This window comes from Acinetobacter sp. NS-4, from assembly GCF_037402435.1.
Classification (GTDB): domain Bacteria; phylum Pseudomonadota; class Gammaproteobacteria; order Pseudomonadales; family Moraxellaceae; genus Acinetobacter.
The window spans coordinates 225,321-250,326 of the sequence record NZ_JBBEUE010000002.1 but is presented as its reverse complement, the minus strand read 5'-3'; the positions used below and the strand labels follow the sequence as shown (position 1 = coordinate 250,326).

Below are 25,006 nucleotides of genomic sequence, written 5' to 3'. Positions count from 1 at the left end.
TTAGCGCTACTTCCTGCACTCAATAGCAACAACATGTACAGCCTTTGTTGCAGTTTACTTAATTCACCTACTTCGTTGCATGCTTTGTGCTAAAAAAATTGTCTGATAATTTCCATGACACCTCAGGAGGGTACGCATGACTCAGAATAACCAGACAAGTATTTCGAAGCAGAACCAAGATAAAGAACAACATGCACGAGAACAGAATGATCAAATCGAAAAAGAGCAAAAGCAGAACCAGATCGATAAACAGCATAATCAAGCCTATCAGGAAGATCTAGAAGCCCAGAACAGCAATACTGATGAACAGTCTGAAGCTAAGCAAAGTGCTCAGCCAAATGATCAACATACAGACCAAAAAGATCATTCTGATAATTCTAAAGAAGCTCAGTCAGGCAACTCAGATAAAAAAACTGAAACCATTAAGATGGATGACTTAAAAGCGAAGGCAATCGCCATTGGTGAGGAACTACTGAAAAAAGGCGAAAAGATTCTGAATGAGCTAAAAAATGGCAAGTCAGACAGTCAGCAAAATGGTGCACAAGGTTCTGGTGACACTAAACAGGCTAAAACCGATCATAAATCTGAAGATAGATCGGCAAATCAGTCAGATCAGCAGGATCGTATGGCACATTTAAAAGATGAGGCTCTGCATAAGTTTGAAGACACCAAACAGAAGATTACCGAGTTAGTGAGTGAAGCCAGTGTCAAACTGGGTGAGCTGAGACAGATGGCGACTGACACAATGAGTAAAATGAAAGGAGAAGATCAATCTCAGTCAAGTGAGTCGAAAAAGCACGATCAGGATTCTTCGTCCAAGGACAATAAGGACAAAGGCCAGAACTCAGATCAGAGCAATGACAAAGATGCCTCCAAAAAGGATCAAGATAAAACCGATCAATCTGAGCCAAACAAGTCTGACCAAAATAAAAATCATAAATAATGCTTTCAACTTAAAAGCTCCTTCAATCAGAGCATGATTGAAGGGGCTAGAAAGTCCGAAAAATTTAAGATCGTCCCGATACCCTCAAAACATGGGCCATCTGCATTTTGCAATGTCTAAATCAGGCGAACTATTATTCAGTGTTTATGACATCAAGTGAATCTCGATTGGGATTCAGTCATTTGTCATAGTATTTATCTTCTAGCGCTATATGCTGTATTGAATACCTGTGATAATAGCCACTTAAAGCAATGTGCCAAGAGTAAAGACCATGATTGACGAAGATGATTTTGATTATGACCAACCTGTAACGCGTATTCAGCAAAATCAGCATAATAAACCGCAACTTGGTAATCAAATCTTGAAGGAAGCGGAGCAGTATCTGGACGGGATTTCGGCAGGCGAACATGGTTTTCTAATTAAGACCTTACGTAAATTGGCGCAGTCAGAACCGTATTTTGATGTGCTTGCCGATGAGCTGGATCAGCCGGTAGAAGTCAAGGTTGCCAACGATGCTTTAAACCTGATCTATTTCTGGCAAGCAGTACATCAATTTGAAGATAGGTCCGAGTTCAATTTGCTTGATGTGATTAATAGCGAAGATTTTCAAACCCAAATGCTAAAAGCCTTTGATGCACTTGAAATTGGTGAACATAAAACGCAGCATCGTCTCGTGCTTCTGGAAGCATTCAAGTTATATAAATTAGGTTTTTATGCGGGTTGTATCCCGATGTTGTATGCACAACTTGAAGGGATCTTGACCGATGTACTGATAGAGGCTGGCTTTTTAAAGCACAGTGGAACCAAGTTTGTTGATGTTTATAAAATTGTTCCGGGTTTAAAGGGAAATGAAATTAAAAGCTTATGGCATAAAGCAAAAATTGCAGCAGAATTGAATCGCTATTTTGCCGAGCTTGCAGCTTATAAGATGGACAGCAGTTCAACCGTGAGCATGACCCGGCATAACATTCTGCATGGTACGGACCTGAATCATTTCAATCAGGAACGCAGCTTTGTGCTGTTTATCTGGCTGTTTTCAGCGTTAAGTTTTATGAGTACGCTTAAATACTAATAAAATTCATTCATCATCATAGGGTTAAATGGATTTTATTTAAGTTGGCTTAATCGTGAATAGACGAGAAATAGATGGAATTTTTACATTTAAAATGAATAAAGAATCTATCTATTTTTTATCGCTTTGATCAGCAGCAGAGGCTTTAAAAGGAATTTTTAATTTCATGCAGGTTATTTAAATGCTTTGATGTGAGCCAAATGTTATTTTTATTTTATCTATTATTGCGGGCGCATCAGAATTCTCAAACTTGAGTTTGCGGGGAAGTCATACTCAAGTTGAGGTCTCTAAATTACGCGTTTTAATCACTAGAAAAATCTAATGAAATTAGAGTTCACGCCAAACTTTATTTTCATCTTGCAAAGAAACAGTGAAATTGAAGTCTGAATCGTCTGATACAAGCAGACTAGTCGGTGTGTGCATAACGACTTTTAAAATAGTCCCTTGTTCAAAAACGAGAGGATCGCAGTTCTCTTTTTGCAAGGTTACTGGTTTTAATAATTCGATGACTAATTTTTCCATGTTACTTCCCCTGTACGTTAGAAATTAGGTTAATAATATCATAAATTGCTAGATATTTAACCAATTTTATCATTTTTGCGAATTAAATCAAAAACAAACGAATCAAATTTATCGTGTAATTTATATACTGAATAAAAAATGAGAGGAGATTAAAATTTATATTTTGATTTATCTTTTGTTTTTTAATATTTCCCTAAAATTTATACGGATTTCACTGTTTGGTCATTTTTAAGAACATTTTAATTTATCCGATCTAAGCTGGGTCAAGATTTGACTAAAAGTCATTTGAGCATAACATTTTCGATTGTGGCAAATGCTGTAATGTTCAGAATAACGATTACAAAAGTGCTGTGTTGAATGAGAGTTCTCCAGAACTTTAAGCCAAATTGAAATGACAAAAACTTCATCAAAGGCTGAATAAACAATACAACTGGCTTATTGAAGGGTTACTCAAGGAAAATGATTTCACCTGAAAAAACATTTCACAAACAGTGTATAAGTTGCTACAAAGATGAAAAGACTAGAATAATAGCCGCTTCATCCATCCAGCTTAAATGGGCTGGGTTGTGGTGGATCGGCAAGTTTGAAACTAAAAATAAAGGAATAGCTCTAGCTAATGTTTAAATCTTTTTTTCCGAACCCGAAGTGGTTCTTTTCGTCATTGGTGCTGTGGTTTGTCATCAATATTGCCTTGTGGTATTCCGGTGGCAATACTTGGGGAACCTTTTTGGGCTTTGCACCTGGCTATGCCTCGGCGGAATTACCTATTGGCGTAAGTCGCTTTTGGGCACCTTCATTTTTATGGTTTTATCTGTGGTTCCTGATCTCAACCGTTATTTTTGCCCTGTTCTGGCGGTTTAAATCCAGCAATCCATGGCAAGGCTGGTCGGTCTGGGGCTCGGCTTTTATTCTGTTTAATATCTGGTTTGCCGTACAGGTAAATGTGGTGGTCAATGCCTGGTACAGCCCGTTTTATGACCTGATTCAGAAAATGCTGAGCAGTGGTGGCGGCGATGTCAATTTACTTTACAACGAAACCTTAACTTTCCTGTATGTGGCAATGGTGTATGTGACCATTGCCGTGTTTAACCTGTTTTTTGTCAGTCATTATGTATTCCGCTGGCGTACTGCCATGAATGACTATTACACGGCTCATTGGGAACAGTTACGTTATATTGAAGGGGCATCGCAGCGTATTCAGGAAGATACCATGCGTTTTGCCAAAACCACCGAGAGTTTGGGGGTGAGTTTTATTCAAGCCTTAATGACGCTGATGGCATTTTTGCCAGTGTTACTCCAGTTGTCATCGCATGTGAAACAGCTGCCTGTGGTGGGTGAAATTCCTTATGCGCTGGTTTGGGCGGCGATCAGTTGGGCGGTATTGGGTACCGTGGTGTTGATGGTCGTCGGTTATAAATTGCCGGGTCTGGAATTTAATAACCAGAAGGTTGAAGCTGCTTACCGTAAAGAATTGGTCTATGGTGAAGATTATGCTGACCGTGCCGATCCGCTGACCTTAAAAGAGTTATTTAGTCGGGTTCGTTTTAACTATTTCCGACTGTATTTCCATTATGCCTATTTCAACATGGTACGGATCTGGTACATGCAGCTGGATAATCTGTATGGTTTATTTGTGCTGTTCCCAAGTATTGCCGCAGGGGCGATTACACTGGGCCTCATGATGCAGATCGCGAATGTATTTGGTAAGGTGCGCGAGTCATTCCAGTATTTAATCGAATCTTGGCCGACTATTATCGAATTGCTTTCGATTTATAAGCGTTTAAGAGCATTTGAATCGACTTTGCATAAGTAATGAAGATTTAAATTCAGCAATCAAACCCGCATCATGCGGGTTTTTTATGGCGTTTTATTTTAGGTTTATAAAAAATATCGAGATGTACGCGACCAGATGAATCTAAGCATATTTGAATGAACTAGCGATCTACGCATGAAAGCTAGGATAAATTTTCATCGGTTCGTGATAGAAATTGTCGAATAGCTTCATGAATTACTGAAGCTTCACCAATCATAAAAAGTTTTAATATGGTTAAAAAATGTTATCCGGTTCAGATTTTAAGGTTAAAACTTTTAAGAAATTGGCAGTTATTTACCATTTTTTATGCAAAAACACCTCATTTTCGTTTAAGAGAATTAATAATAAAATCAAAGTACTGTATTTGTGATTTTCCCAATTTTCATATATTTTTCAGTTACAACATCAGTGAGCATTAATACGTGAATTTCAAAACATTCATCTTGATTGGTGGGGTAGGCATCGCTTTACACGGCTGTACGAGTTTTAATGGTTCAAGCTCAGACAATTCTGTTAAAAATTTTGCCTCACCACAGGAAATGATTGCTCAAAAAAATATCAACCAACCCAATGGGCAGGCGAAAGAATATGTCTATTCGTGGGGATCAAATCAGAATGACCAAGAACCTCAATCTTTATATCCAAGAAAATATTTAAACAATTACTGTTCTGCCAAAAATGGCAAGTTTAGTCTGTTATATAAAAGTAGCCTATCACTGGTGAAGAATCAGTTGGATAAAAAGCTGCTTTTGGCATCTGGCAATGTCAAACAGGGCATAGGCGCCTATAAGTGTGTGCAAAGTAATGGACACAGCTGGATTGTTTCGATTGAGCCGGTTTCAGAACATAAATCAGGTGATGGAAGCAATGCACGGGTGGTCAGTTTGCAAACCAGACTGATGTCGGCTGATGAAGCAAAACGCTTCTATAAAAATATGGTTGTTACTTCGAATACAGCTGAAAAAAAATCTACTGCCAGTGAGCAGAACAATAAAAAAGTGCTGAATAAATCGACCTCTCAAAAAGAGCAGGAGCTTAAAAAAGACACTGAGGTGAAAAAAGAGCCCAAGCCTACAGCTGAATTGCCAACAGCACAGCCAGTAAAAGTGGTGGAAAGCCCGCAACAGCAACAGATGAAATTTTACGTCGCTGCACGTCGTGATTTAAATAGTGGTAAAAATCAGATCTCTGCCTGTAATAATGCCCAGCGGGCTTATAACTATGGCAAGTTGCAAGGAACTGAGGGAACCCGGGTCTATACTGAATCTGGGATGCTGGTCGCACGCTGCTTAACCAGTGTACCCAGCTATAGCAACCGCTTTTCTAATTCTAAAGCCCAAGCAACGCGAGTCTTGCAAAATTTAGCCGTGAACTATAATCACAGTGGGGCAAAAAATATGCTTAGGCAGATGAAGTAAAAAGCTATTTTGCTCATCTTCATCAGCGTCATGTTCCATCATCATCATGGATGGAACATGAATGTCGAAATTTTCAAATTTTAACGTGTCAGTATTACAGGTTAATCGTTGCGCCTAATGCTTTCACAAACTGTGCCATCCAAGCAGGGTGTGCAGGCCAAGCCGGTGCAGTCACCAGATGTCCGTCGGTGACTGCTTCAGTGACTGCGATATCGGCATATAAACCACCTGCAAGCTTAACTTCCGCTGCACATGCAGGGTAAGCAGAACAGGTTTTACCTTTTAGCACATCGGCTGCTGCAAGCAGTTGTGCACCGTGACATACGGCTGCAATCGGTTTTTGAACAGCATCAAATTCACGCACAATTTCCACTACACGTTCATTCATGCGCAAGTATTCAGGTGCACGTCCACCCGGAATGACCAGACCCACATAATCCCCAGTATTGACCGAGTCGAAGTCATAATTGATGGCAAAGTTATGACCACGCTTTTCACTATAGGTTTGTTCGCCTTCAAAGTCATGAATCGCGGTGGCGATGCTGTCACCGGCTTTTTTATCCGGACAGACTGCATGTACGGTATAGCCCAGACCAGTTAAAAACTGGAATGGCACCATGGTTTCGTAGTCTTCGGCATAGTCGCCCACCAGCATCAAGATTTGTTTAGCCATGATTTTTCCCTCTGTTTGGATATGATTTATATAAAGTTTTATTTTCATTCACCATAGCATAAGCAGATGTCATTTTTAAAGATGGGGTGGCTTTCTTTAGTCGAAGCCACAAACCGTTCAAATCATCAGGTGGATAGACAAGCTGAAAAGAAGTTCGATTTTACACAGCTATAACAGGCTGTATCCGGTAATTTATGATAAAAAGACAGCAGTTCAGAATGGAAGTTCGCTTTATGTTTTACTCTATTTTTGCCACCTTGAGTCATCGCTTTAATCGAATAGGGTGTTCTATTTTGATGGCAACTGCGGTCATGGGAACAACACAAGTCGTAATGGCGGGGCCAACGGTAGAACAGTTGAGTAACTGTCTGCTGAAATCCACCACGGCAGCAGATAAAACAACGGTGTTGCAGTGGACCTTTGTGGCGTTATCTGCACATCCGGAATTGAAGAAATTTAGTAATGTGAATGAAGAGCAGAGAACCCAGCTGGATAAAAATCTGGCACAAGTGTTACAGCGCATACTGGTGGAGCAATGCTCGAGCCAGACCAAAGCTGTGATTCAGGCCGAAGGTTTGCAGGCGGTGGGGGACAGTTTTCAGGAGTTAGGCAGCATCACAGGAGAAGAGATCATTAACAATCCAGAAGTGAATAACCAATTGAAAGGTGTGCTGCGTTATGTCGATTTAAATAAATTGGTGATGACGTTTTTGACGCCGGATGTATGGAATAAGTTGGGTCTGATTCGTTAGTTTAAATCCTCTCCCTAGCCCTCTCCTTTAATAAAGGAGAGGGAACCACGCGTATCAAATTAATCACATGACAAAGTCTCCCTTTTTTAAAGGGAGATTTAGAGGGATTCTAAAAGTCACGCATAAAGAAAGACTTTGAAAGCTGAATGCGCCCTAAGTCTTCGAGTTTGGTAATAGAGGATACTTTTTTGATGGTCATATATTTATCCAAATTTCTGTTCTTCTAAGAAATTAGAAAAATCTTGAAATGAATAGAAGTCATCTTTCTGAATTTTTCTAATTATTGTGATAATAGAATAGGATAGATAATAACGGATTTGTGTTAAGTCAGTTTCTTCAATATTTGCGTTGTCCCCATGCGCAATACCAGATCTTTTTTTATATAATTCTTTCATTTTTTGAAATATATATTTCCTACTCTTAACATCTTTTTTCGCGATTAAAAAAGCAGTGTTTTCAGATAAGTTTTTAGAAATAGTATCCTTTTCTTTTGAAAAAAGAACTTCCATGCCTATTGCACAAAAAAGAAAACTCTCTCTACTATCATTCGACTTGTATGATGATGCATACCAATCAATTGCTAAGCGTATTTTATCTAGTAGATCATCTTTATCAAATTTTGATGATAATAGTGGGAAACTTAGATCTCTAAATGGAATAGCTATATTTAGTTGTGGGTCATTTTTGCATGTAAAATCTAAGAGACTATCGAAAGTAAATTCTTTGCTTGGAATGGTTAAGGATAAATTTTCATAATTTAGATGAAGTGGTCTAAGTTCTTTTTCGGGTAATGCTGTGTTTAATCCAATTTGGAATTTTAAATTGCTACAAAGGCTTCTTAAAAAAATAAGTTCGTTAATAAAATGGTCTGCATCCTTTATACTTTTTTCTTTTGAAATATATTGATCACCGAAATTTTCGACTTCTAATACAATTTGATCTTCAAACTTTTTAAGTTCTTTATTTATTTCATTGTCGTAAATTTTTAAATTTCTAATTAATCCTTTGGAGGTGTTGTACTCTAAAATTTGTTTATATGTATTTTTAATTTTCTCAGAAAATGAAATTTTTTCTAATTTACATGTATCTTCAAATTTTCCTATCTTAATATTTGCAAACCTATATATTCCAATAGGAATTAAACCCGAAACTATAAAGTAATGATGATTCTTACGAGATTTATATTTGAGTAGGTCTGCTATATTTTGATTTAGCTCTTCTATGTTGATCGATTGATTTACTAAAAAAACTTCTAAATGTGGTTTTAATAATTCATCTATCTTTTTTAAAGAAACATAATTGATGAGTTCTTTTTTATTAAGTATTTCTATTAAAAAGCTTTCCCATTCTGTTTTAGCTTCACTTGTGAAAACATATGATGCGATACCTCCTAATATGAGTTGACCACTTACCTTTCCATACATTTCAGGGTCATGTATCAGATTTCTTAATCGACTAAACTTTTTTCTTATGTATTTCTCTGATTGCATATTTTGTCCAATAAAAACCCCGCACTAAGCGAGGTTTTATCTCATGAAAACAACTAATTAGTCAATTATCAACCAATCAATTTCTTCATCAATTCATTTACTTGTGCAGGGTTAGCCTTACCCTTAGACGCTTTCATCACTTGACCAACCAAACCGTTGAAAGCTTTCTCTTTACCAGATTTATACTCTTCAACCATCTTCTCGTTGGCAGCAAGCACTTCCTTAATAATTGCTTCAATTGCGCCTGTATCAGTTTCCTGTTTCAAGCCTTTTTCAGCAATAATCTCGTCAGCAGTTTTGCCTTCTTCCCACATAAAGCCAAACACCTGTTTCGCAATCTTACCGCTAATGGTGTTGTCCACAATACGCGCGATCATGCCGCCAAGTTTCTCAGCAGATACAGGAGAATCAGCCAAATCTAAGCCGGCTTTGTTTAAAGCGCCTGAGAATTCGCCCATCACCCAGTTTGCCGCAATTTTACCTTGCGCAGCACCGCCCGCAGCAGCCACAACAGCCTCATAGAAGTCTGACAATTCACGTGTAAGCGTCAATACGTGAGCATCGTATTCAGTTACACCAAAGTCCGCCACAAAACGCTCACGACGCGCTTTAGGCAACTCAGGAAGTGCAGCACGAGCCGCTTCAATCTGTTCATCTGCGATAATTACAGGCAACAAGTCAGGATCTGGGAAGTAGCGGTAATCGTTCGCTTCTTCTTTAGAACGCATTGAACGGGTTTCCATTTTCACAGGGTCGAACAAACGGGTTTCCTGGTCGATGGTGCCGTCCCATTCCAGGATTTCCATTTGACGTTCAATTTCAACATTGATCGCTTGTTCAATGAAACGGAATGAGTTGAGGTTTTTAAGTTCACAACGTGTACCGAACGGTTGACCTGGACGACGTAACGATACGTTACAGTCACAGCGGAATGAACCTTCCGCCATGTTACCGTCAGAAATGCCTAACCAACGCACAAGGGTGTGAATCGCTTTAATATAGGCAACTGCTTCTTCAACCGAACGCATATCCGGTTCAGATACGATTTCAAGCAGCGGTGTGCCAGCACGGTTCAAGTCGATACCTGACATGCCTTCGAACTGGTCATGAATCGATTTACCTGCATCTTCCTCAAGATGCGCACGGGTCACGCCAATGCGTTTTACAGTGCCATCTTCAAGCTGAATGTCGATATGACCCAAGCCCACAATCGGGTTATCCATCTGACTAATCTGGTAGCCTTTTGGAGAATCCGGGTAGAAATAGTTTTTACGTGCAAATACAGAAGCCTGGTCGATGTACGCATCGATACCCAAACCAAAACGAATTGCAAGATCAACCACTTCCTTGTTCAATACAGGCAATACGCCCGGCATTGCGAGGTCAACTAAGCTTGCTTGTGTATTTGGATCATTACCAAAAACTGTCGATGAACCCGAGAAAATTTTGGTATTGGTTGCAAGCTGAGTGTGAATCTCGATACCAATAACAATTTCCCAACCATCAATCAGGTTAGATTTTGGTTTAGCAGATTTTTGAGCTTGAGCCATTATGCATTCTCCTCAGCAATTGCAGCGCGTTTCGTATGCCAATCAGTCGCTTGTTGATACTGATGGATCACAGACAACAATTGAGATTCTGACCAGTAGTTACCAATCAGCTGTAAGCCAACCGGTAAATTGTCTTTGTCAAAACCAACAGGCGCGTTAATCGCAGGAAGACCTGCCAAGTTCACCGCGATGGTGTAGATGTCACCTAAGTACATTTCAACAGGCGAAAGATTCGCACCGATTCTATATGCAGTCGTCGGCGCAGAAGGCGCAGCAATCACATCGACATTTTCGAATGCTTTCAAGAAGTCTTGCTGGATCAGACGACGCACTTTCTGTGCTTTCACATAGTAGGCATCGTAGTATCCAGCGGATAACGCATATGTGCCAATCAGGATACGACGCTGCACTTCAGGGCCGAAACCTTCTGAACGTGAACGTTTGTATAAGTCCATCAAGTCCACTGGGTTTTCACAGCGGTAGCCATAACGTACACCGTCAAAACGTGACAGGTTAGAAGATGCTTCAGCAGGGGCAATCAGGTAATACGTTGGAACGTAGCTTGCCGTCATGTTGAGGTCAATCTCAACCAACGTTGCACCCATTTCTTCCAGTTTTTTCAATGATTCTTCAACGCGTGCTTTTACGTCGGCATCTAAACCTTGAACATTGAAGTACTGTTTAGGAATACCAATGCGTAAACCTTTTACCGAAGTCCCGTTCAGGTTTGCAACATAGTCATCAACATCTTTTTGAACAGAGGTTGAGTCTTTTGCATCATGACCTGCCATCACGTTCATCAAGTAAGCACAGTCTTCAGCCGAACGTGCCATCGGGCCACCTTGGTCCAGTGACGATGCGTACGCGATCATACCAAAACGCGATACACGACCGTAGGTCGGTTTAAGACCTGTAAGGCCACAGAATGAAGCAGGTTGGCGAATTGAACCGCCAGTGTCAGTACCGGTTGCAAAGGGAGCCAAGTCAGCAGCTACAGCGGCAGCAGAACCGCCTGAAGAACCGCCCGGAACGTGATCTAGTGCCCAAGGGTTTTTGGTTGCACCAAAGTAAGATGACTCGGAAGTAGAACCCATGGCGAATTCGTCCATGTTCACTTTACCAAGAGTGACTAAGCCCGCAGCTTTAGCTTTCGCTACAACGGTGGCGTCGTAAGGAGAGATAAAATTGTCCAGCATTTTAGAACCGGCAGTGGTTTTGATGCCTTGGGTACAGAAAATATCTTTATGCGCAATTGGCACACCGGTTAAAGCGGTTGCATGACCTGCTTTAATGGCTGCATCAGCCGCATCGGCTTGAGCCAGCGCTTGTTCAGGCGTGACAGTGACATAAGATTGTACTTGAGCATCGATTTTTTCAATGCGTTTTAAATAATGTTCTGTTAATTCGCGAGACGAAAATTTAGCCTCAGCCAAACCCTCGGAAAGTTCACGAATCGATAAGCGATGTAAATCTGTCATGAGAAATATTTCTTTACGTTTAATTTAATAAAATGATTTAACTGAATAAAAATTACTCAATCACGCGAGGAACAAGGTACAAGCCATCTTGGGTTGCAGGTGCAACAGCTTGATATTCTTCACGATGATTTTCTTCAGAAACCACGTCTTCACGTAAGGGCTGTGGATTGTCAAATGGACTTTTAAGCGGCTCAACACCTTCAGTGTTAATGCCTTTTAAGGTTTCCATCATGCCTAAAATTTTATTTAGACTTTGAGCATATTCAGCAGATTGCGTATCATTTAGCGACAATCGAGCCAGATGTGCGATTGCTGAAACTGTTTTTGCATTTAAATCTGCAGAATGCTGAGCATCCGATGTAGACATAATATTACCTAATCAGTATTAAAAAAATTCAAAATATCGTGCGTTATAATAAGCGATTGACTTGTTCAAATCATCACATTTAGTTAAAGTTGCCACCTTGCGTCCACATAAAGTTTAATCGAGAACGTCTCCGTGATTCTAAAAAGACTAATTGGCTTGTTTTCGCCCGATCTAGCCATTGATTTAGGTACAGCAAATACACTTATTTATGCACCAGGACGAGGCATTATATTAAATGAGCCGACGGTTGTGGCAATTCGTCACAGTGGTTCACAAAAAATCGTTGCCGCTGTTGGTCTTGATGCTAAACAAATGCTTGGTCGTACTCCTGCAAATATCTCTGCAATTCGCCCGATGAAAGATGGCGTGATTGCCGATTTCGAAGTGACCGAAACCATGTTGAACCAATTTATTGGTAAAGTACATGAAAAGCGTTTGTTCCCGCCTGCACCGCGTGTTGTGGTATGTGTACCGTGTAAATCAACGCTGGTTGAGCGCCGTGCCATTCGTGAAGCCGTGTTTAATGCTGGCGCACGCGATGTCCGCTTAATTGAAGAGCCGATGGCTGCTGCAATTGGTGCCGGTATGCCGGTAGAACAGGCATGTGGATCGATGGTGGTCGATGTAGGTGGTGGTACCACTGAAATCGCAATCATTTCATTACAGGGTTGCGTATACGCAGACTCGCTACGTATTGGCGGTGATGTATTTGATGAACAGATCATTAACTACGTACGTAAAGCGCATGGCTGTGTGATTGGTGAAACCACGGCTGAAGTGATTAAAAAAGAAGTGGGTATGGCATTGCCGGATGAAGGTGCTCCAATACTCGAAATCGAAGTTCGTGGTCGTAACCTTGCTGAAGGTGTGCCTCGTGCAATTACCGTAACTTCGGTTGAAATTGCCCAAGCGATTTCTGATCCATTACAAAATATTGTATCTGCGGTGAAATCTGCCCTTGAACAAACTCCACCTGAACTATCTTCCGACATTGCAGAACGTGGCATTGTGCTGACCGGTGGTGGTGCATTACTTCGCAACCTTGACAAGCTACTTGCACAAGAGACGGGTTTACCTGTGGTTGTGGCTGAAGATCCGTTGACTTGCGTCACTCGTGGCGGTGGTAAAGTTCTGGAATTCTTCGACAATCCAAATCACGACATGCTCTTTGTAGGTTAAGTTAAGGACCGGGCGGTGCAAACACAACTGTTTTCTCGACAACCGCCATCTTTTCGCTCATTTATCATTGCGGTCATCACATGTCTGGTTGTGCTGTTTTTTAACTGGCGCATGCCCCATGTGATTCAGCCCGCACGTGATGTCTTGTATGCGGCATATAATCCGATTTATGCGGCTGCAAGTTATCCGGTGTTATCGCGAGAATGGCTCAATCAACAAACCAAGTCTGAAGCCCAGTTACGTCGTGAAAATACCGCGATGCAAGCCGAGCTGTTACAGGCTCAGGTTCGTCTGCAAAAATTATCTGAACTTTCTGCTGAAAATACCCGTCTAAGAGGGCTGCTGGATACGCCTTTGATTATTGATGGACGCATGGAAATTGCAGAAGTGATCGGTACCGATGCAGATCCTTTAAGACATATTATTGTGATTAACCGTGGTTCCAGCAGTCAGCTCAAGGTCGGTCAGACCGTGCTGGACGATAAGGGGATTATGGGGCAGATCATTAATGTCAATTCGCATAGTAGCCGGATTATGTTGTTGTCCGACAAAGAACACTCTCTCTCTGTACGTCTAGAATATACCGGGATGCGTGCCATTGTATCGGGGACAGGTGATTTAGGTCATTTGAAGATGGAATATGTTCCGACCAGTGCCAATGTCAAGGTCGGCGAAAAAGTGTATAGCTCAGGTTTAGGCGCACATTTCCCAGCGGGTTATCTGGTTGGCACAGTGTCCAAAGTCAACCGGCATAATACAGGTGAATTTGCCCAGATTGAGGTGGTTCCAGCCGCGCAATTGGCAGGTGGACATCATGTGGTCGTGCTTTTTTCTGATTCATTAGCGATGGAGCAGCCGCATGCCACTCGCTAAATTACGTGCTGAACAAAAACGTGATCCTCTCATTGCCATTATTGTTTCAGTCATTCTCTGTTCCGTGCTGATGGTTTATCCATTGTCTTATGCTATCTCAGGTGCACGTCCCTTATTCATGTTGCTGCTCATGCTGTTTTGGGTGATGTGTCAGCCAACATGGTGCGGAATCTGGTTTGCTTTTGCCACCGGAATTTTTACCGATCTGCTGGTTGATGCCCCTTTAGGCATGAATGCGCTAAGTTTTGTGTTGATCACCTTTATTGTCAGGTTTTTAACCCGTGAACGACGCATCTTGACCTTTGGTAATCTTTGGGTGATTAGTTTCTTGGCGGTGCTGGCACATCTATTTTTGACCTGGGTTTTGCAAATTATGGGTGGCTTGCAGTTCTCTATTGCCAGACACTGGCAGCCTTTATTGACTAGTCTGCTGGTTTTCCCGATCATGTATTTTATGCTGAAAAAATGGCGCATTTAATTCTGGCTTCGAGTTCTCCGCGCCGTCGGGAACTCCTGCAACAGTTGGGTTTGGATTTCGAGATCTTTAGTCCGGATGTCGATGAATCTATTCTTGCAGGGGAAGATGTTGCCGCTTATGTCGAGCGTTTAGCCTGTAGCAAGGCACAAGTGGTTCTGGAGCAATTTCCAGATGCCATCGTCATCGCCGCTGACACCAGTTTAGGGGTGGATGGTCAGATTTTAGGTAAACCTGAATCTAAACAACATGCCTTTGAAATGTGGCAACGTATTTCAGGTCGTAAACATGATGTATTTTCAGGTGTTTGCGTACGTACAAGTACAGAAAAATCAAGTATAGTGGTACGAACGCAGGTTGAGTTTCAAAAATTAAGTCTCAATGATATGGAAGATTATTGGGCCACAGGGGAACCGATAGGCAAAGCGGGTGGTTATGCCATTCAAGGTATCGCATCGCGTTATATTCCCCGTATAGAAGGCAGTTATAGCAATGTCGTGGGCTTGCCTTTACATGAAACCGTACAGTTATTACAGGCAGTTAAGGCACTAAATTAACTGGCCCCAAAAAGAATTTTTATAATGTTTTGAGTTTTATTATGTCTGACGAGTTGTTGATTAACGTCACACCTATGGAATGTCGTGTGGCCTTAATCCAGAACGGCACGGTCAATGAATTATTTGTTGAGCGTACAGTTAAGCGTGGATTGGTAGGCAATATTTATAAAGGCAAAGTGGTGCGTGTACTGCCGGGCATGCAGGCTGCTTTTGTCGATATCGGGCTTTCTCGCACTGCTTTTCTGCATATCAACGATATGGTCTGGCCACGCAATCAACCCACTCCCAATGTTTTTGAACTGCTGCAACCCGGTCAGATTCTCACCGTGCAAGTGATGAAAGATATGCTGGGGACCAAAGGGGCGCGTCTTAGTACCGATCTTTCCATTCCTTCACGTTATCTGGTACTGATGCCTTATGGTCATCATATCGGTGTATCACAACGCATAGAATCTGAACAGGAACGTGATCGACTACGTTCAATGATCGAACGGATTCAAACTGAACATAAATTACCCGGCAGCGTTATTGTTCGTACTGCAGCAGAGGGGATTCCTGAATCTGAAATTGCACAAGATATGGCGTATTTGGCCAAGCTGTGGGAATTTATTCAGCGCAAGCAACAAAGCATTGCCGTGCCGTCTCTGATTTTTGAAGAATTGCCGCTGCCTCAGCGGGTCATTCGTGACTTGGCCAATGAAGATACCGCCAAAATCTCCGTAGATTCACGTGAAATACATGCCAAGTTACAAGAATTTGTGCTTGAGTTTGTACCGAGTATGCAAGACCGGTTGGTTCACTATCCGGGTGAACGTCCAATTTTCGATTTATATAATGTCGAAGAAGATATTCAGAAGGCGCTGCAAACACGGGTAGCGTTGAAGTCAGGCGGCTATCTGATGATCGACCAGACTGAAGCGATGACCACCATTGATGTGAATACCGGTTCCTATGTCGGCGGTCGAACCTTAGAAGACACCGTATTTAAAACCAATATGGAAGCGACTCAGGTCATTGCCCGTCAGCTGCGCTTACGTAATTTGGGCGGCATTATCATTATTGACTTCATTGATATGCAGGAAGCCCAGCATCGTGAAGAAGTGATGAGTCAGTTTGAGCGTATGCTGGAACGTGATCATGCCAAAACCAAAATCACCCAGGTTTCGGAGTTGGGGCTGGTTGAAATGACCCGAAAACGTACCCGTGAATCTTTAGAGCACTTATTATGTGAATCGTGCCCTACTTGTCAGGGGCGGGGCTATGTGAAAACGGCAGAGACGGTGTGTTACGAAATTTTTCGCGAAATTTTAAGATATGCACGTGCTTTTGAAAGTAAAAGTGGTTTTACCGTGGTTGCACATCCTTTGGTGATTGACCGATTGTTAACAGCGGAAGCACCTGCAGTGGCCGATTTAGAGCACTTTATAGGGCGTGTCATCAAATTTCAGGTGGAAAATCTGTATACGCAAGAGCAATACGATATCATTCTGAGTTGAAATTGTAACAGAATATCGTTAAACACTTGTTACATCTGAAATTTTACTTTTTAAGTGTAATTTTGAATACTAGTCATACACAGTAGCCAAAGCCAAAATCTCCCAGTTTTGGCTTAGCAAAAAAGAGGTATGACATGAGTATGAGCAAAGCAATTATTAAAAAAAGTTTGAATGTTTTAGAAAATAAACCAGCTCACAGTGCTTATATTGTGAATGAGCAGGGTAAAGAAGTTCAAATTACAGCTGCCATGATTCATTCAGTTTGCCATCAACTATTAAATCAATGTCGTGCAATCAAGAATTAATCTCGTATAAGTAAAAAATAAAGGAGCCTTTGAAAGGCTCCTTTATTAATTTACTCTTCACTCTTTTGAAGCTGCGGTTAACTCACCGCTTTTAACTTTTTTGGCGGAGTATCTTGCCCCACAATCTCTTCAAAGCACTGAATTTCATCTTCCAGATGTGTGAGCAAGTTTTGCATCTTCGGTAAGGCATTGCGACAACCGGTTAAACCCACTTCCAGTTTATCCAGATAGCTAGTCATGGTAATATTCAGCGCCTGTCCATCCAGTACAATTGAAGCCGGGTAGAGTGCATCCAGTTTCGCACCATTCCAGTATAGCGGTTCGCGTGGCCCCGGCACATTAGAAATCACAATATTGAACGCTTGGCGTTTTGGCATCATTCCCGAGACAATATTTAAACCCGCTGCACCGTAAACCAGCGCGCTATAGTTTAAAATTTGATTTGAATTCATGCGTTTGAACCGCTGCTTGGCATTTAATACACTACGGCGAATAATTTGCAGGCGTTCTAATGGGGTATCTTTATGCGTACCCAGATTAGCCAAAATCATGGTAATACGATTTGAAACTTCAGAATCATCATCACGAATTGAAGCAGGAACCATAGCAATCAGCGGTTTTTTCGGCAATGCGTCATGACTGAGCAAATATTCACGCAGCGCGCCAGAACAGATGGCCAAGACTACATCATTGATGGTGACACCGAGTGCTTTTGCGATTTTACTTAAACGGCCCAATTCAAAGGATTGTGCGGCAAAACGGCGTGATGAACTGACTCGCTGATTTAAAATACTGCTGGGTGCCTGGAAGCTGGAAACATAGTCCGGATTGCGCCCCATATCTTTGCAGATGGTTTGCGATAGTTCATACATAACTTTAGGGGTAGCTTCAAATTGTGATTTTACTGCTCCCATGATTTTCTTTATACGGCTTGCTTTTGGTTCTTTTAATCGTTTAGCACGAGGACCTTCGACACACCAGAGAGGAACAATACTCTTGGCTTCAGGATCATAGGATAGTGATTTTTCGACTAAACGCATGCCGGCAATACCATCAACCATCGCATGGTGAATTTTAAAGTACATGGCAAAGCGATTGCCTTCAATACCTTCAATAATATTACAGGTCCACAGTGGTTTAGCACGATCAAGCAGTGCGCTATGCTCTTGTGAAATATAAGTGAGTAATTCACGGATTCGACCTGGATGCGGAAGCGCGATGTGACGGAAATGATGGTCTAAATCAAATTCCTGGTCTTCGTCCCAAAATAGGCCATTGAGTTTATTATTAAAAGGCGCAACAGGAAGACACTTGGATTTACGAATATCAGCAACGAGATCTTGAATGAATGTGTCAGGTGCATTGTCAGGAATTTGAAATAGAAACAGTCCACCGACATGCATCGGTTGTTGCCGTTTTTCTAGCGACAAAAAAATAAAATCAATTGGGTGTAATGGACGCATAGCGCGGAATGCCTCACTGCAATTTTTGGCTGTTCTTATATGAACAGGCTTGTTAGAATTATAAAAACCGTTTTTTAGTATATCTTTTTTCAAAAAGAAAAGAACTGCTTTCTGTGTAATGATAAGTTAAAAAAACCACTGAATAACAGTGGTTTTTTTTAAAATTATTTTAAATTTCCTGCGTGCAATCCGCATTCTTTATGGGTAGCTTCTTCCCACCACCAGCGACCTTCACGTTCATGCTGATTTGGCAATACAGGGCGGGTGCAAGGTTCACAGCCAATCGAAATAAAACCACGTTCATGCAAAGGATTATATGGAATTTCCATCATGCGGATATAGTTCCACACGTCGGCGCTTGACCAGTTAGCTAAGGGGTTATATTTAATGAGTTGTTTTCCTGGACCTGAAAAACCGGCATCTGCCTGAACTACGGGAATTTCATTCCGAGTACCCGGACTTTGATCTTTACGCTGACCGGTAATCCAACCATCCAGCGTAGCCAGTTTTTTACGTAAGGGCTGAACTTTACGAATTCCGCAACATTCTTTATGCCCATCTTGATAGAAGCTAAAGAAACCTTTTTCAGTGACCAGTTTTTGCATTGTTTCTGTTTCTGGGAAGCAAATTTCGATCTCAATATTGTAGTGTTTACGGACAGTATCGATAAATTGGTAAGTTTCTGCATGTAAGCGGCCGGTATCTAAACTAAAGACACGGAAGGGCTTACCCAGATGGGAGGCCATATCAATCAAAACGACATCTTCAGCACCTGAAAATGAAATGGCAATTTCGCCTTGCTGGCTTAATGCAAGTTCCAGAATCTCACTGGGAGATTTATCGGCATATTCAGATGCAAGTGCATCCACAAGGTCAATGGTAGGGATGGTAGTCATGACAGTTCCTGGCTATAGGCTTGGATACTTAAAAACCTATATTAATTTATTTCACAACGATTTTAATAGAATTGAAATAATCTGCTTAGCACTAAAAAATAAATACTTATGAATAAAATAGATTTGAAAAACAGCACCTGAAATATCAGTTTTTAAGCTATGATAGCACAAAATTTTTTCACTCACATTGGGAGAACCCATGGAAATCGTATGTCTTGATCTTGAGGGTGTGTTAGTTCCAGAAATTTGGATTAACTTTGCCAAAAAAACTGGAATTAAAGCATTGGAAGCCACTACACGTGACATTCCAGACTACGATGTGTTGATGACGCAGCGCCTGAATATTTTAAAAGAGCACGGTTTAGGCTTGAATGATATTCAGGATGTGATTGCAGATATGGGACCTTTCCCGGGTGCTAAAGAATTTGTGAAATGGGTGAGTACGCATTTCCAGTTGATTATTCTTTCAGATACCTTCTATGAATTTGCTCATCCGTTAATGAAGCAATTGGACTGGCCAACCATTTTCTGTCACAAGTTAGAAACGGATGAAAATGGCATGATCTCTGCGTATAAACTGCGCCAGCCAGATCAAAAGCGTCAGGCAGTTAAAGCCCTGCATGGTTTGAACTTCCGTGTGATTGCTGCAGGTGATTCATATAATGACACCACCATGTTGGGCGAAGCAGATCATGGCTTCTTGTTTGATGCGCCTGAAAATGTGATTGCTGAGTTCCCGCAATTTCCAGCTATTCACGGTTATGAAGCATTGAAAGAGGCGATTCGTAATGCTTCTGTACGTGATATTCCAGCTTAAGATCCTAAATCTTTGAAATAAGAAAAGGGCGCTAATGGCGCCCTTTCTTGTTTAGTCCTAATGTTTAACGCAATTAGAAGCGGTAACCGATTTTCATACCATAGGCAAGTGCTGTGTTGTCTTCAAAATCACCGACCACATTGCCGCCAGTTTGTGCTTTCGCATCACCTAACCAAAGATATTTTACGCCAGCTGCGATAAAGTAGCTTTCTGCTGGACTATACTGAGCACCTAGACCCACATTCCAGTTTCCTTCAACAGGACCTAAAGTGGTTACAGGGTTGCCTGCGCCAGAATCCCAGCCTACAGAAGCTGTGCCAGCCCATTTGTCATTGATTTTTCGAGAAATACCCGTAGTAATAGACCATTGGTCATCCGAGTAATCAATTAAATTCTTGCCACCAGATTTTGCATGTAAATTTTTAGGCGCTACCGCAAATTGATCCCATTGCACCCAGCGAATATTTGCAAATGCTAAAGTATTTTTAGCAATACCTGACTGCAAATCCAAATTTACAGATTGCGGTGTGACCACTTCTGTTTCACTTTGCAAGCCACTTAGTTTGCCAAAAGCAAAGCTTTCGGTTGTATTTAATTCATGTTTGATTTCGGAACGATATGTTACTGCAGCTTTTAATGCGATTTCAGGAATGGAGTAAGCTGCACCCGCAAGCCAACCATAGGCTTCCGCTTCTTTAAAGTTAATGTCATAGCCGCCTAAAGCCGCTGGGCCACCATAAGCTGCACCACGTAAAGAAACTTTACCTTCAACGGTTTGATAGACAGGGCCTGCGTAGAAATTCCAGTTTTTATTCGGTTGATAGCCTATTAATGCTGTTACATTATTGGTTTTAACTTCTACACGCGTACCTTGATTTACTGTTTTATCCGCAAATACACTGTTTTCCACAGCATATGTCGCATCAGCACCATAAGGTTGATCATATAATAGACCTAATGAAATTTGATCTGTTGCTTGAATTTTCACAGCTGCAGTAGGGAAATAATAGTCATCACCCATATCGCTGACTTGATTTCCAACAATGTCTTTACCTTCTACAGTTGGATCAATAACTGTAAAACCTGCTTCAGCATAATTTCCTGGCTGTAAAAAAGCAGAAATTGATTGGCCTGAACGGTCTAAACCACCCGCAATTACTGAAGTAAGTGGAAGAGTGCTAATAAAGATAGCCATAGATAAGGTGTTGAGCTTCATAGTTCTTTCCGTGATGCCATTTTGTAACTAAAAGTCATGGAAAAGTAACATAAATAAAAAAAGAGTAAATATTTAGTACCGTTTAAGAAATGAACTGATGAATCCAATGAAATGACTTGAATAGAGTAAAAATACTAATAAACAGTTGTATATTAATGATTTTTATATGAAAAATTAGAGTAATTAATTTAAATTCATGGATTTTGTGGAGAGTAACTGGTTGTTTAAATTACAAACATATAGTCATGTATCAATTTGAATAGTTGATCAATCTTAATTTGAAAGTGTAGAAAAAGACCATTGCGAACAATGGTCTTTACTGTTTAGCTCAATAAAATTAGAAGCGGTAACCAATTTTAAGACCGTAAGCCCATGCATCATTATCTTTGAAGTCTGCAATCGCTTTACTTGTTCCGAACATAGATGCTGGTTGAGCCTTAGCATCACCTAGCATAAAGTATTTTATACCACCTGCGATGAAGTAGTTTGGTGCTGGGCTGAATTGTAAACCTAAACCTACATTCCAGTAACCTTCAGTTGGACCAAGTGTAGATACTGGATTACCAGCACCAGTATCATAACCTACGGATACATTTCCTGCCCACTGATCATTCACTTTACGACCAACACCAACGGTTGCTGAGATTTGATCATCTGTATAAGCGACCAAGTCAAAGCCATTCGGATTATCAGGAGTTTGACCGGCAGCACCTAATTTTTCAGAAACTTTACCAAATTGTTCTGGACGAATGGAAAAATCTTTCCAGTTCACCCAGCGTAAATTAGCAAAAGCCACTGTATCTGCCATGATGCCTGTTTGAAAGTCAAGGTTTACAGATTGTGGCGTAGTAATCTTTGTATTGGTTTGGACGTCATAGGTAGGTAAAGCTGCTGGTGAACCTGGCAATGCGACACCAAGAATATTACTTTGACCATATTCACGAGTCGTCGATTCATGATCGATTTCTGATCGATAGGTTAAAGAAGCTTTTAATGCAATCTCTGGAATCTGGTAGGCAAAACCTGCTAACCAACCAACTGCAGAATCTTCTTTCATTGAAGCATTATATTTGCCTAAAGCATTTGCAGAACCATAGGCTGCACCACGGAGTTGTACATCACCTTTTACAATTTGATAAACGGCACCACCATAAATATTAATATTTTCAACAGGTTGGAAGCCTAGAATGAAAGATAAATTTTGTGTAGTAACCTCTACTTCTGTACTTTCGCCATTAAGATGGAATAAGCCAGTACCTGCTGCAACTAAGGGATCTGAACTTGAGTAAGCAGCATCTGCCCCAAATGGATGGTCATATAAAATACCTACCGAGAATTTTTCAGTTGGCTGGAACTTCAGGGCTGCTGAAGGAAAATAATAATCACTGGCCATATCAGATAATGAGCCACCCCCAGAAGTTGGTTTGGCTTTTCCGGATACATTCGGATCTAAAACAGAAATACCCGCTTCGAAATAGTTACCAGGTTGTAGAAATGCTGAAATAGATTGACCTGAACGGTCCAAAGCAGCTGCGAATACGCCTGTCATTGGTACGGTTGCAAGAATTATTGCTGTACTAAGAGTTTTTAATTTCATTCTTTGTCTTTCCTTGAGGTACAAATTTTTTTACTGCGGCTTTATGTTATTTATGGCTCAGTATTCATTTTTGGTAACAGTGGTTTTTTGACCGACTATCATTTGTTACTCCATGTGACAAAAATAGCACAATAAAAAAAAGAGTAAATGCTCTATAAAAAACTATTCAGTCTAAAAAAGCAGCTAAATAGAGTTTTTATACTAATAATTATAAATTTATGAATATAAATAATTGATTTTTATTGTAATAAAATAATAAGATGAAAAAGTTTTTTTGTTTAAAAAATATCCAAAACAATATGAAAATTAAAATTTTATTATGTGATTTTAGTCATGTTTTTATATTTATGACCTTAAGTATCCTTGATCTCAACTTTTGCATATCGAGCTAAAATAGAATAATCGTGAGTACTCTATTAAAGATCTCATTGTATAGAAATTCTTAATTGATAATAATATTCAATATTATTTAGCAGTATTCCTAATAGTTTTTTCCTCACTTAAAATATTAATTATTTATAAGTTGGATTCATATTAAATTTCACGTAATTCATATTATTTGAGATGTAAGTCACCTTATTGAATTGGCCTACAAATACCGATTTACTTGAAATCCGAGTAGTTTTATTGCCTTTATTTGCTGTGAAGTAGTTAATTTTATTTAAAAAAGTTATGTACGAGGCTATAAATCAAGCGTATATTCCACGGCTTAGCTTACTTATGAATACTTTTAATTGATTCTTGAGTGAAGTAAATCTTAATACTAAGGTAATTATCATGAAAAATTTTCTGTATGTTTCTCTTCTTGCTTCATCAATTTTAAGCGCAAGCTCAGTTTATGCCGTTGAAAAGACCACCACTTTTGAAGTGAAACTAACAATTAATGAATCATGTGAATTTGGTACTGCATCTGGTATTGATTTTGGAACATTCGATCGTTCAACACAAGCTACTAAAACTGCAAATGGTACCTTAGCAGCGACGTGCACTATGGGCACACCTTATAAGATCGTATTAGATAGTAATCGTGAAATGGCGAATACGAATGATGCTAGCTCAGTCGTGGCTTATGATTTATTTCAGGACTCTGCTAATCAGGTAATTTGGGGTAAAACTGTTGATCAGGCCGTGGCAAAAACCGGTACTGGTTCAGTCGAGAATTTAACCGTTTATGCACAACTTAAAGGCAATACAAACGTCAAAGCCGGTAATTACATAGATACAGTGACAGCCAGAATTAGCTATTAATTTAGAAGTTAAATAAGAGGGAAAGTCGGGATGCTGAAAACTGAGCTGCTCAATACCTGGAATAAAAAAAGCATACATATTTCTGGTATTTTGGCTATTTTAGCATTTTTGCCTTTATCTCAGGTGCAAGCTGCAAGCCTTCAGGTTGCACCTATCCTGATTGAGTTTTCTTCCGCTGATAAGGCTAAAGAACTTTGGCTCACCAATACTGGAAGTACCAATATTCGTGCTCAAGTTCGAGTGCAGCAATGGACCCAACAAAATAGCCAGGATAATTTAGCGGCCACAAAAAATCTAATAGCCAGTCCCTTGATTACTGAAGTTAAGCCAGGACAAAGACAACTCGTACGTCTGATTAAACCTGCAGCTACTCCTATCAATCAGGAACAGGCTTTTCGCCTCATTGTAGATGAGTTGCCTGATAATAAGTCGAATAATAATAAAACGGGATTAAATATACTGCTTCAGTATTCAATTCCTGTGTTTTATAAGACAAATCAGAAACCAATGATTAATCAGGGAATAACTTCAATTGATCGAGTACAGTTTAAATATGCCAAGGGGCAATTGACTGCTACTAATTTATCTAATTCATATATTCGCTTGAGTCAGCTTAGTTATGTATCGGGAAATGGGAAAAAATCACCACTATTTCCAGGATTAGTAGGCTATGTTTTAGTTGGACAAACCATGTCATGGATTTTACCCGCAGCGATCCCTTCGGATTCATCGGGCAAGTTTCAGGCGGTTATTAATTCCGATTTTAAAGAACAAACCTTACCTGTCCAAAAATAAATATATATGAT

24 protein-coding genes are annotated in these 25,006 nt (G+C 40.4%); 14 read left to right on the top strand and 10 right to left on the bottom strand.

The genetic code is table 11. From position 1 onward, the window contains the following. The first annotated feature begins 136 nt into the window (after window positions 1–136). Both WAE57_RS02675 and WAE57_RS02670 read left to right on the top strand, forming a co-directional pair. On the top strand, window positions 137–943 hold the full coding sequence (locus WAE57_RS02675) for a hypothetical protein (protein WP_337707973.1): 807 nt from the start codon (window positions 137–139) through the stop codon (window positions 941–943). Between the two features lie 271 nt (window positions 944–1,214). After that, the gene (locus WAE57_RS02670; protein ID WP_337707971.1) at window positions 1,215–2,015 is read left to right on the top strand and encodes a hypothetical protein; all 801 of its coding nucleotides are present in this window, start codon (window positions 1,215–1,217) and stop codon (window positions 2,013–2,015) included. A 327-nt stretch (window positions 2,016–2,342) separates the two neighbouring features. On the opposite strand, the gene WAE57_RS02665 is transcribed toward WAE57_RS02670, so the two are convergent. After that, entirely contained in the window at window positions 2,343–2,537 is a 195-nt protein-coding gene (locus WAE57_RS02665; protein ID WP_301435112.1) for a hypothetical protein, read from the bottom strand. A 616-nt stretch (window positions 2,538–3,153) separates the two neighbouring features. Between WAE57_RS02665 and sbmA the strand changes: the two genes are divergently transcribed. Together sbmA and WAE57_RS02655 are read left to right on the top strand one after the other, a co-directional pair. Further along, window positions 3,154–4,350: a peptide antibiotic transporter SbmA gene (gene sbmA / locus WAE57_RS02660; protein WP_337707968.1), complete on the top strand. Its 1,197-nt coding sequence runs from the start codon at window positions 3,154–3,156 to the stop codon at window positions 4,348–4,350. A gap of 422 nt (window positions 4,351–4,772) precedes the next feature. Beyond that, a complete protein-coding gene (locus tag WAE57_RS02655) occupies window positions 4,773–5,768 on the top strand; it encodes a hypothetical protein (protein ID WP_337707966.1) in 996 nt (331 codons plus the stop codon). A 94-nt stretch (window positions 5,769–5,862) separates the two neighbouring features. Here the strand turns inward: WAE57_RS02655 and WAE57_RS02650 are convergent, their stop codons facing one another. After that, entirely contained in the window at window positions 5,863–6,441 is a 579-nt protein-coding gene (locus WAE57_RS02650; protein ID WP_337707964.1) for a DJ-1/PfpI family protein, read from the bottom strand. Between the two features lie 233 nt (window positions 6,442–6,674). Here WAE57_RS02650 and WAE57_RS02645 point away from each other — a divergent pair, with 233 nt between their 5' ends. Next, entirely contained in the window at window positions 6,675–7,193 is a 519-nt protein-coding gene (locus WAE57_RS02645; RefSeq protein WP_337707962.1) for a hypothetical protein, read from the top strand. Between the two features lie 203 nt (window positions 7,194–7,396). Here the strand turns inward: WAE57_RS02645 and WAE57_RS02640 are convergent, their stop codons facing one another. From WAE57_RS02640 to gatC, 4 genes are all read right to left on the bottom strand, one after another. Further along, complete coding sequence (locus WAE57_RS02640; protein WP_337707960.1) at window positions 7,397–8,683, bottom strand: hypothetical protein; 1,287 nt, start codon at window positions 8,681–8,683, stop codon at window positions 7,397–7,399. Between the two features lie 68 nt (window positions 8,684–8,751). After that, on the bottom strand, window positions 8,752–10,233 hold the full coding sequence (gene gatB, locus WAE57_RS02635) for an Asp-tRNA(Asn)/Glu-tRNA(Gln) amidotransferase subunit GatB (RefSeq protein ID WP_337707958.1): 1,482 nt from the start codon (window positions 10,231–10,233) through the stop codon (window positions 8,752–8,754). Next, on the bottom strand, window positions 10,233–11,711 hold the full coding sequence (gene gatA, locus WAE57_RS02630) for an Asp-tRNA(Asn)/Glu-tRNA(Gln) amidotransferase subunit GatA (RefSeq protein WP_337707956.1): 1,479 nt from the start codon (window positions 11,709–11,711) through the stop codon (window positions 10,233–10,235). The genes gatB and gatA overlap by 1 nt, the downstream gene beginning before the upstream one ends. A 52-nt stretch (window positions 11,712–11,763) precedes the next feature. Next, the gene (gene gatC / locus WAE57_RS02625; protein ID WP_086200346.1) at window positions 11,764–12,078 is read right to left on the bottom strand and encodes an Asp-tRNA(Asn)/Glu-tRNA(Gln) amidotransferase subunit GatC; all 315 of its coding nucleotides are present in this window, start codon (window positions 12,076–12,078) and stop codon (window positions 11,764–11,766) included. A gap of 132 nt (window positions 12,079–12,210) precedes the next feature. Between gatC and WAE57_RS02620 the strand changes: the two genes are divergently transcribed. The 6 genes from WAE57_RS02620 (at window position 12,211) to WAE57_RS02595 (ending at window position 16,963) form a co-directional block, all read left to right on the top strand. Then, window positions 12,211–13,257 carry a rod shape-determining protein gene (locus WAE57_RS02620; RefSeq protein WP_086174771.1) on the top strand — a complete coding sequence of 349 codons (1,047 nt, stop codon included), beginning with the start codon at window positions 12,211–12,213 and terminating at the stop codon, window positions 13,255–13,257. 15 nt (window positions 13,258–13,272) lie between these two features. Beyond that, window positions 13,273–14,130 (top strand): rod shape-determining protein MreC, encoded by an 858-nt coding sequence (gene mreC, locus WAE57_RS02615; RefSeq protein ID WP_086174770.1) that lies wholly within the window; start codon window positions 13,273–13,275, stop codon window positions 14,128–14,130. Next, window positions 14,117–14,608 carry a rod shape-determining protein MreD gene (gene mreD, locus WAE57_RS02610; protein ID WP_337707949.1) on the top strand — a complete coding sequence of 164 codons (492 nt, stop codon included), beginning with the start codon at window positions 14,117–14,119 and terminating at the stop codon, window positions 14,606–14,608. The genes mreC and mreD overlap by 14 nt, the downstream gene beginning before the upstream one ends. Continuing rightward, the gene (locus WAE57_RS02605) at window positions 14,596–15,162 is read left to right on the top strand and encodes a Maf-like protein (RefSeq protein WP_337707947.1); all 567 of its coding nucleotides are present in this window, start codon (window positions 14,596–14,598) and stop codon (window positions 15,160–15,162) included. The genes mreD and WAE57_RS02605 overlap by 13 nt, the downstream gene beginning before the upstream one ends. A 41-nt stretch (window positions 15,163–15,203) precedes the next feature. Further along, the gene (gene rng / locus WAE57_RS02600; RefSeq protein WP_337707944.1) at window positions 15,204–16,658 is read left to right on the top strand and encodes a ribonuclease G; all 1,455 of its coding nucleotides are present in this window, start codon (window positions 15,204–15,206) and stop codon (window positions 16,656–16,658) included. Between the two features lie 134 nt (window positions 16,659–16,792). After that, window positions 16,793–16,963 carry a PA1571 family protein gene (locus WAE57_RS02595; RefSeq protein WP_337707942.1) on the top strand — a complete coding sequence of 57 codons (171 nt, stop codon included), beginning with the start codon at window positions 16,793–16,795 and terminating at the stop codon, window positions 16,961–16,963. A gap of 77 nt (window positions 16,964–17,040) precedes the next feature. On the opposite strand, the gene WAE57_RS02590 is transcribed toward WAE57_RS02595, so the two are convergent. Both WAE57_RS02590 and WAE57_RS02585 read right to left on the bottom strand, forming a co-directional pair. Then, window positions 17,041–18,426 carry a wax ester/triacylglycerol synthase family O-acyltransferase gene (locus tag WAE57_RS02590; protein ID WP_337707940.1) on the bottom strand — a complete coding sequence of 462 codons (1,386 nt, stop codon included), beginning with the start codon at window positions 18,424–18,426 and terminating at the stop codon, window positions 17,041–17,043. A gap of 164 nt (window positions 18,427–18,590) precedes the next feature. Then, window positions 18,591–19,322, bottom strand: a complete 732-nt coding sequence (locus tag WAE57_RS02585) for a phosphoadenylyl-sulfate reductase (RefSeq protein WP_086174764.1) — start codon at window positions 19,320–19,322, stop codon at window positions 18,591–18,593. Between the two features lie 199 nt (window positions 19,323–19,521). On the opposite strand from WAE57_RS02585, the gene thrH reads away from it, so the two are divergent. Then, window positions 19,522–20,139 (top strand): bifunctional phosphoserine phosphatase/homoserine phosphotransferase ThrH, encoded by a 618-nt coding sequence (gene thrH / locus WAE57_RS02580; RefSeq protein ID WP_086174763.1) that lies wholly within the window; start codon window positions 19,522–19,524, stop codon window positions 20,137–20,139. Window positions 20,140–20,212: 73 nt separating this feature from the next. On the opposite strand, the gene WAE57_RS02575 is transcribed toward thrH, so the two are convergent. Together WAE57_RS02575 and WAE57_RS02570 are read right to left on the bottom strand one after the other, a co-directional pair. Continuing rightward, window positions 20,213–21,355, bottom strand: coding sequence for an outer membrane protein transport protein (locus WAE57_RS02575; RefSeq protein ID WP_337707937.1), 1,143 nt, complete (start codon window positions 21,353–21,355; stop codon window positions 20,213–20,215). A 337-nt stretch (window positions 21,356–21,692) separates the two neighbouring features. After that, on the bottom strand, window positions 21,693–22,952 hold the full coding sequence (locus WAE57_RS02570; RefSeq protein ID WP_337707935.1) for a transporter: 1,260 nt from the start codon (window positions 22,950–22,952) through the stop codon (window positions 21,693–21,695). A 777-nt stretch (window positions 22,953–23,729) separates the two neighbouring features. Here WAE57_RS02570 and WAE57_RS02565 point away from each other — a divergent pair. Both WAE57_RS02565 and WAE57_RS02560 read left to right on the top strand, forming a co-directional pair. Then, on the top strand, window positions 23,730–24,200 hold the full coding sequence (locus WAE57_RS02565; RefSeq protein ID WP_337707933.1) for a spore coat U domain-containing protein: 471 nt from the start codon (window positions 23,730–23,732) through the stop codon (window positions 24,198–24,200). A gap of 30 nt (window positions 24,201–24,230) precedes the next feature. Continuing rightward, window positions 24,231–24,995 carry a molecular chaperone gene (locus WAE57_RS02560; protein WP_337707931.1) on the top strand — a complete coding sequence of 255 codons (765 nt, stop codon included), beginning with the start codon at window positions 24,231–24,233 and terminating at the stop codon, window positions 24,993–24,995. Window positions 24,996–25,006 lie beyond the last annotated feature (11 nt).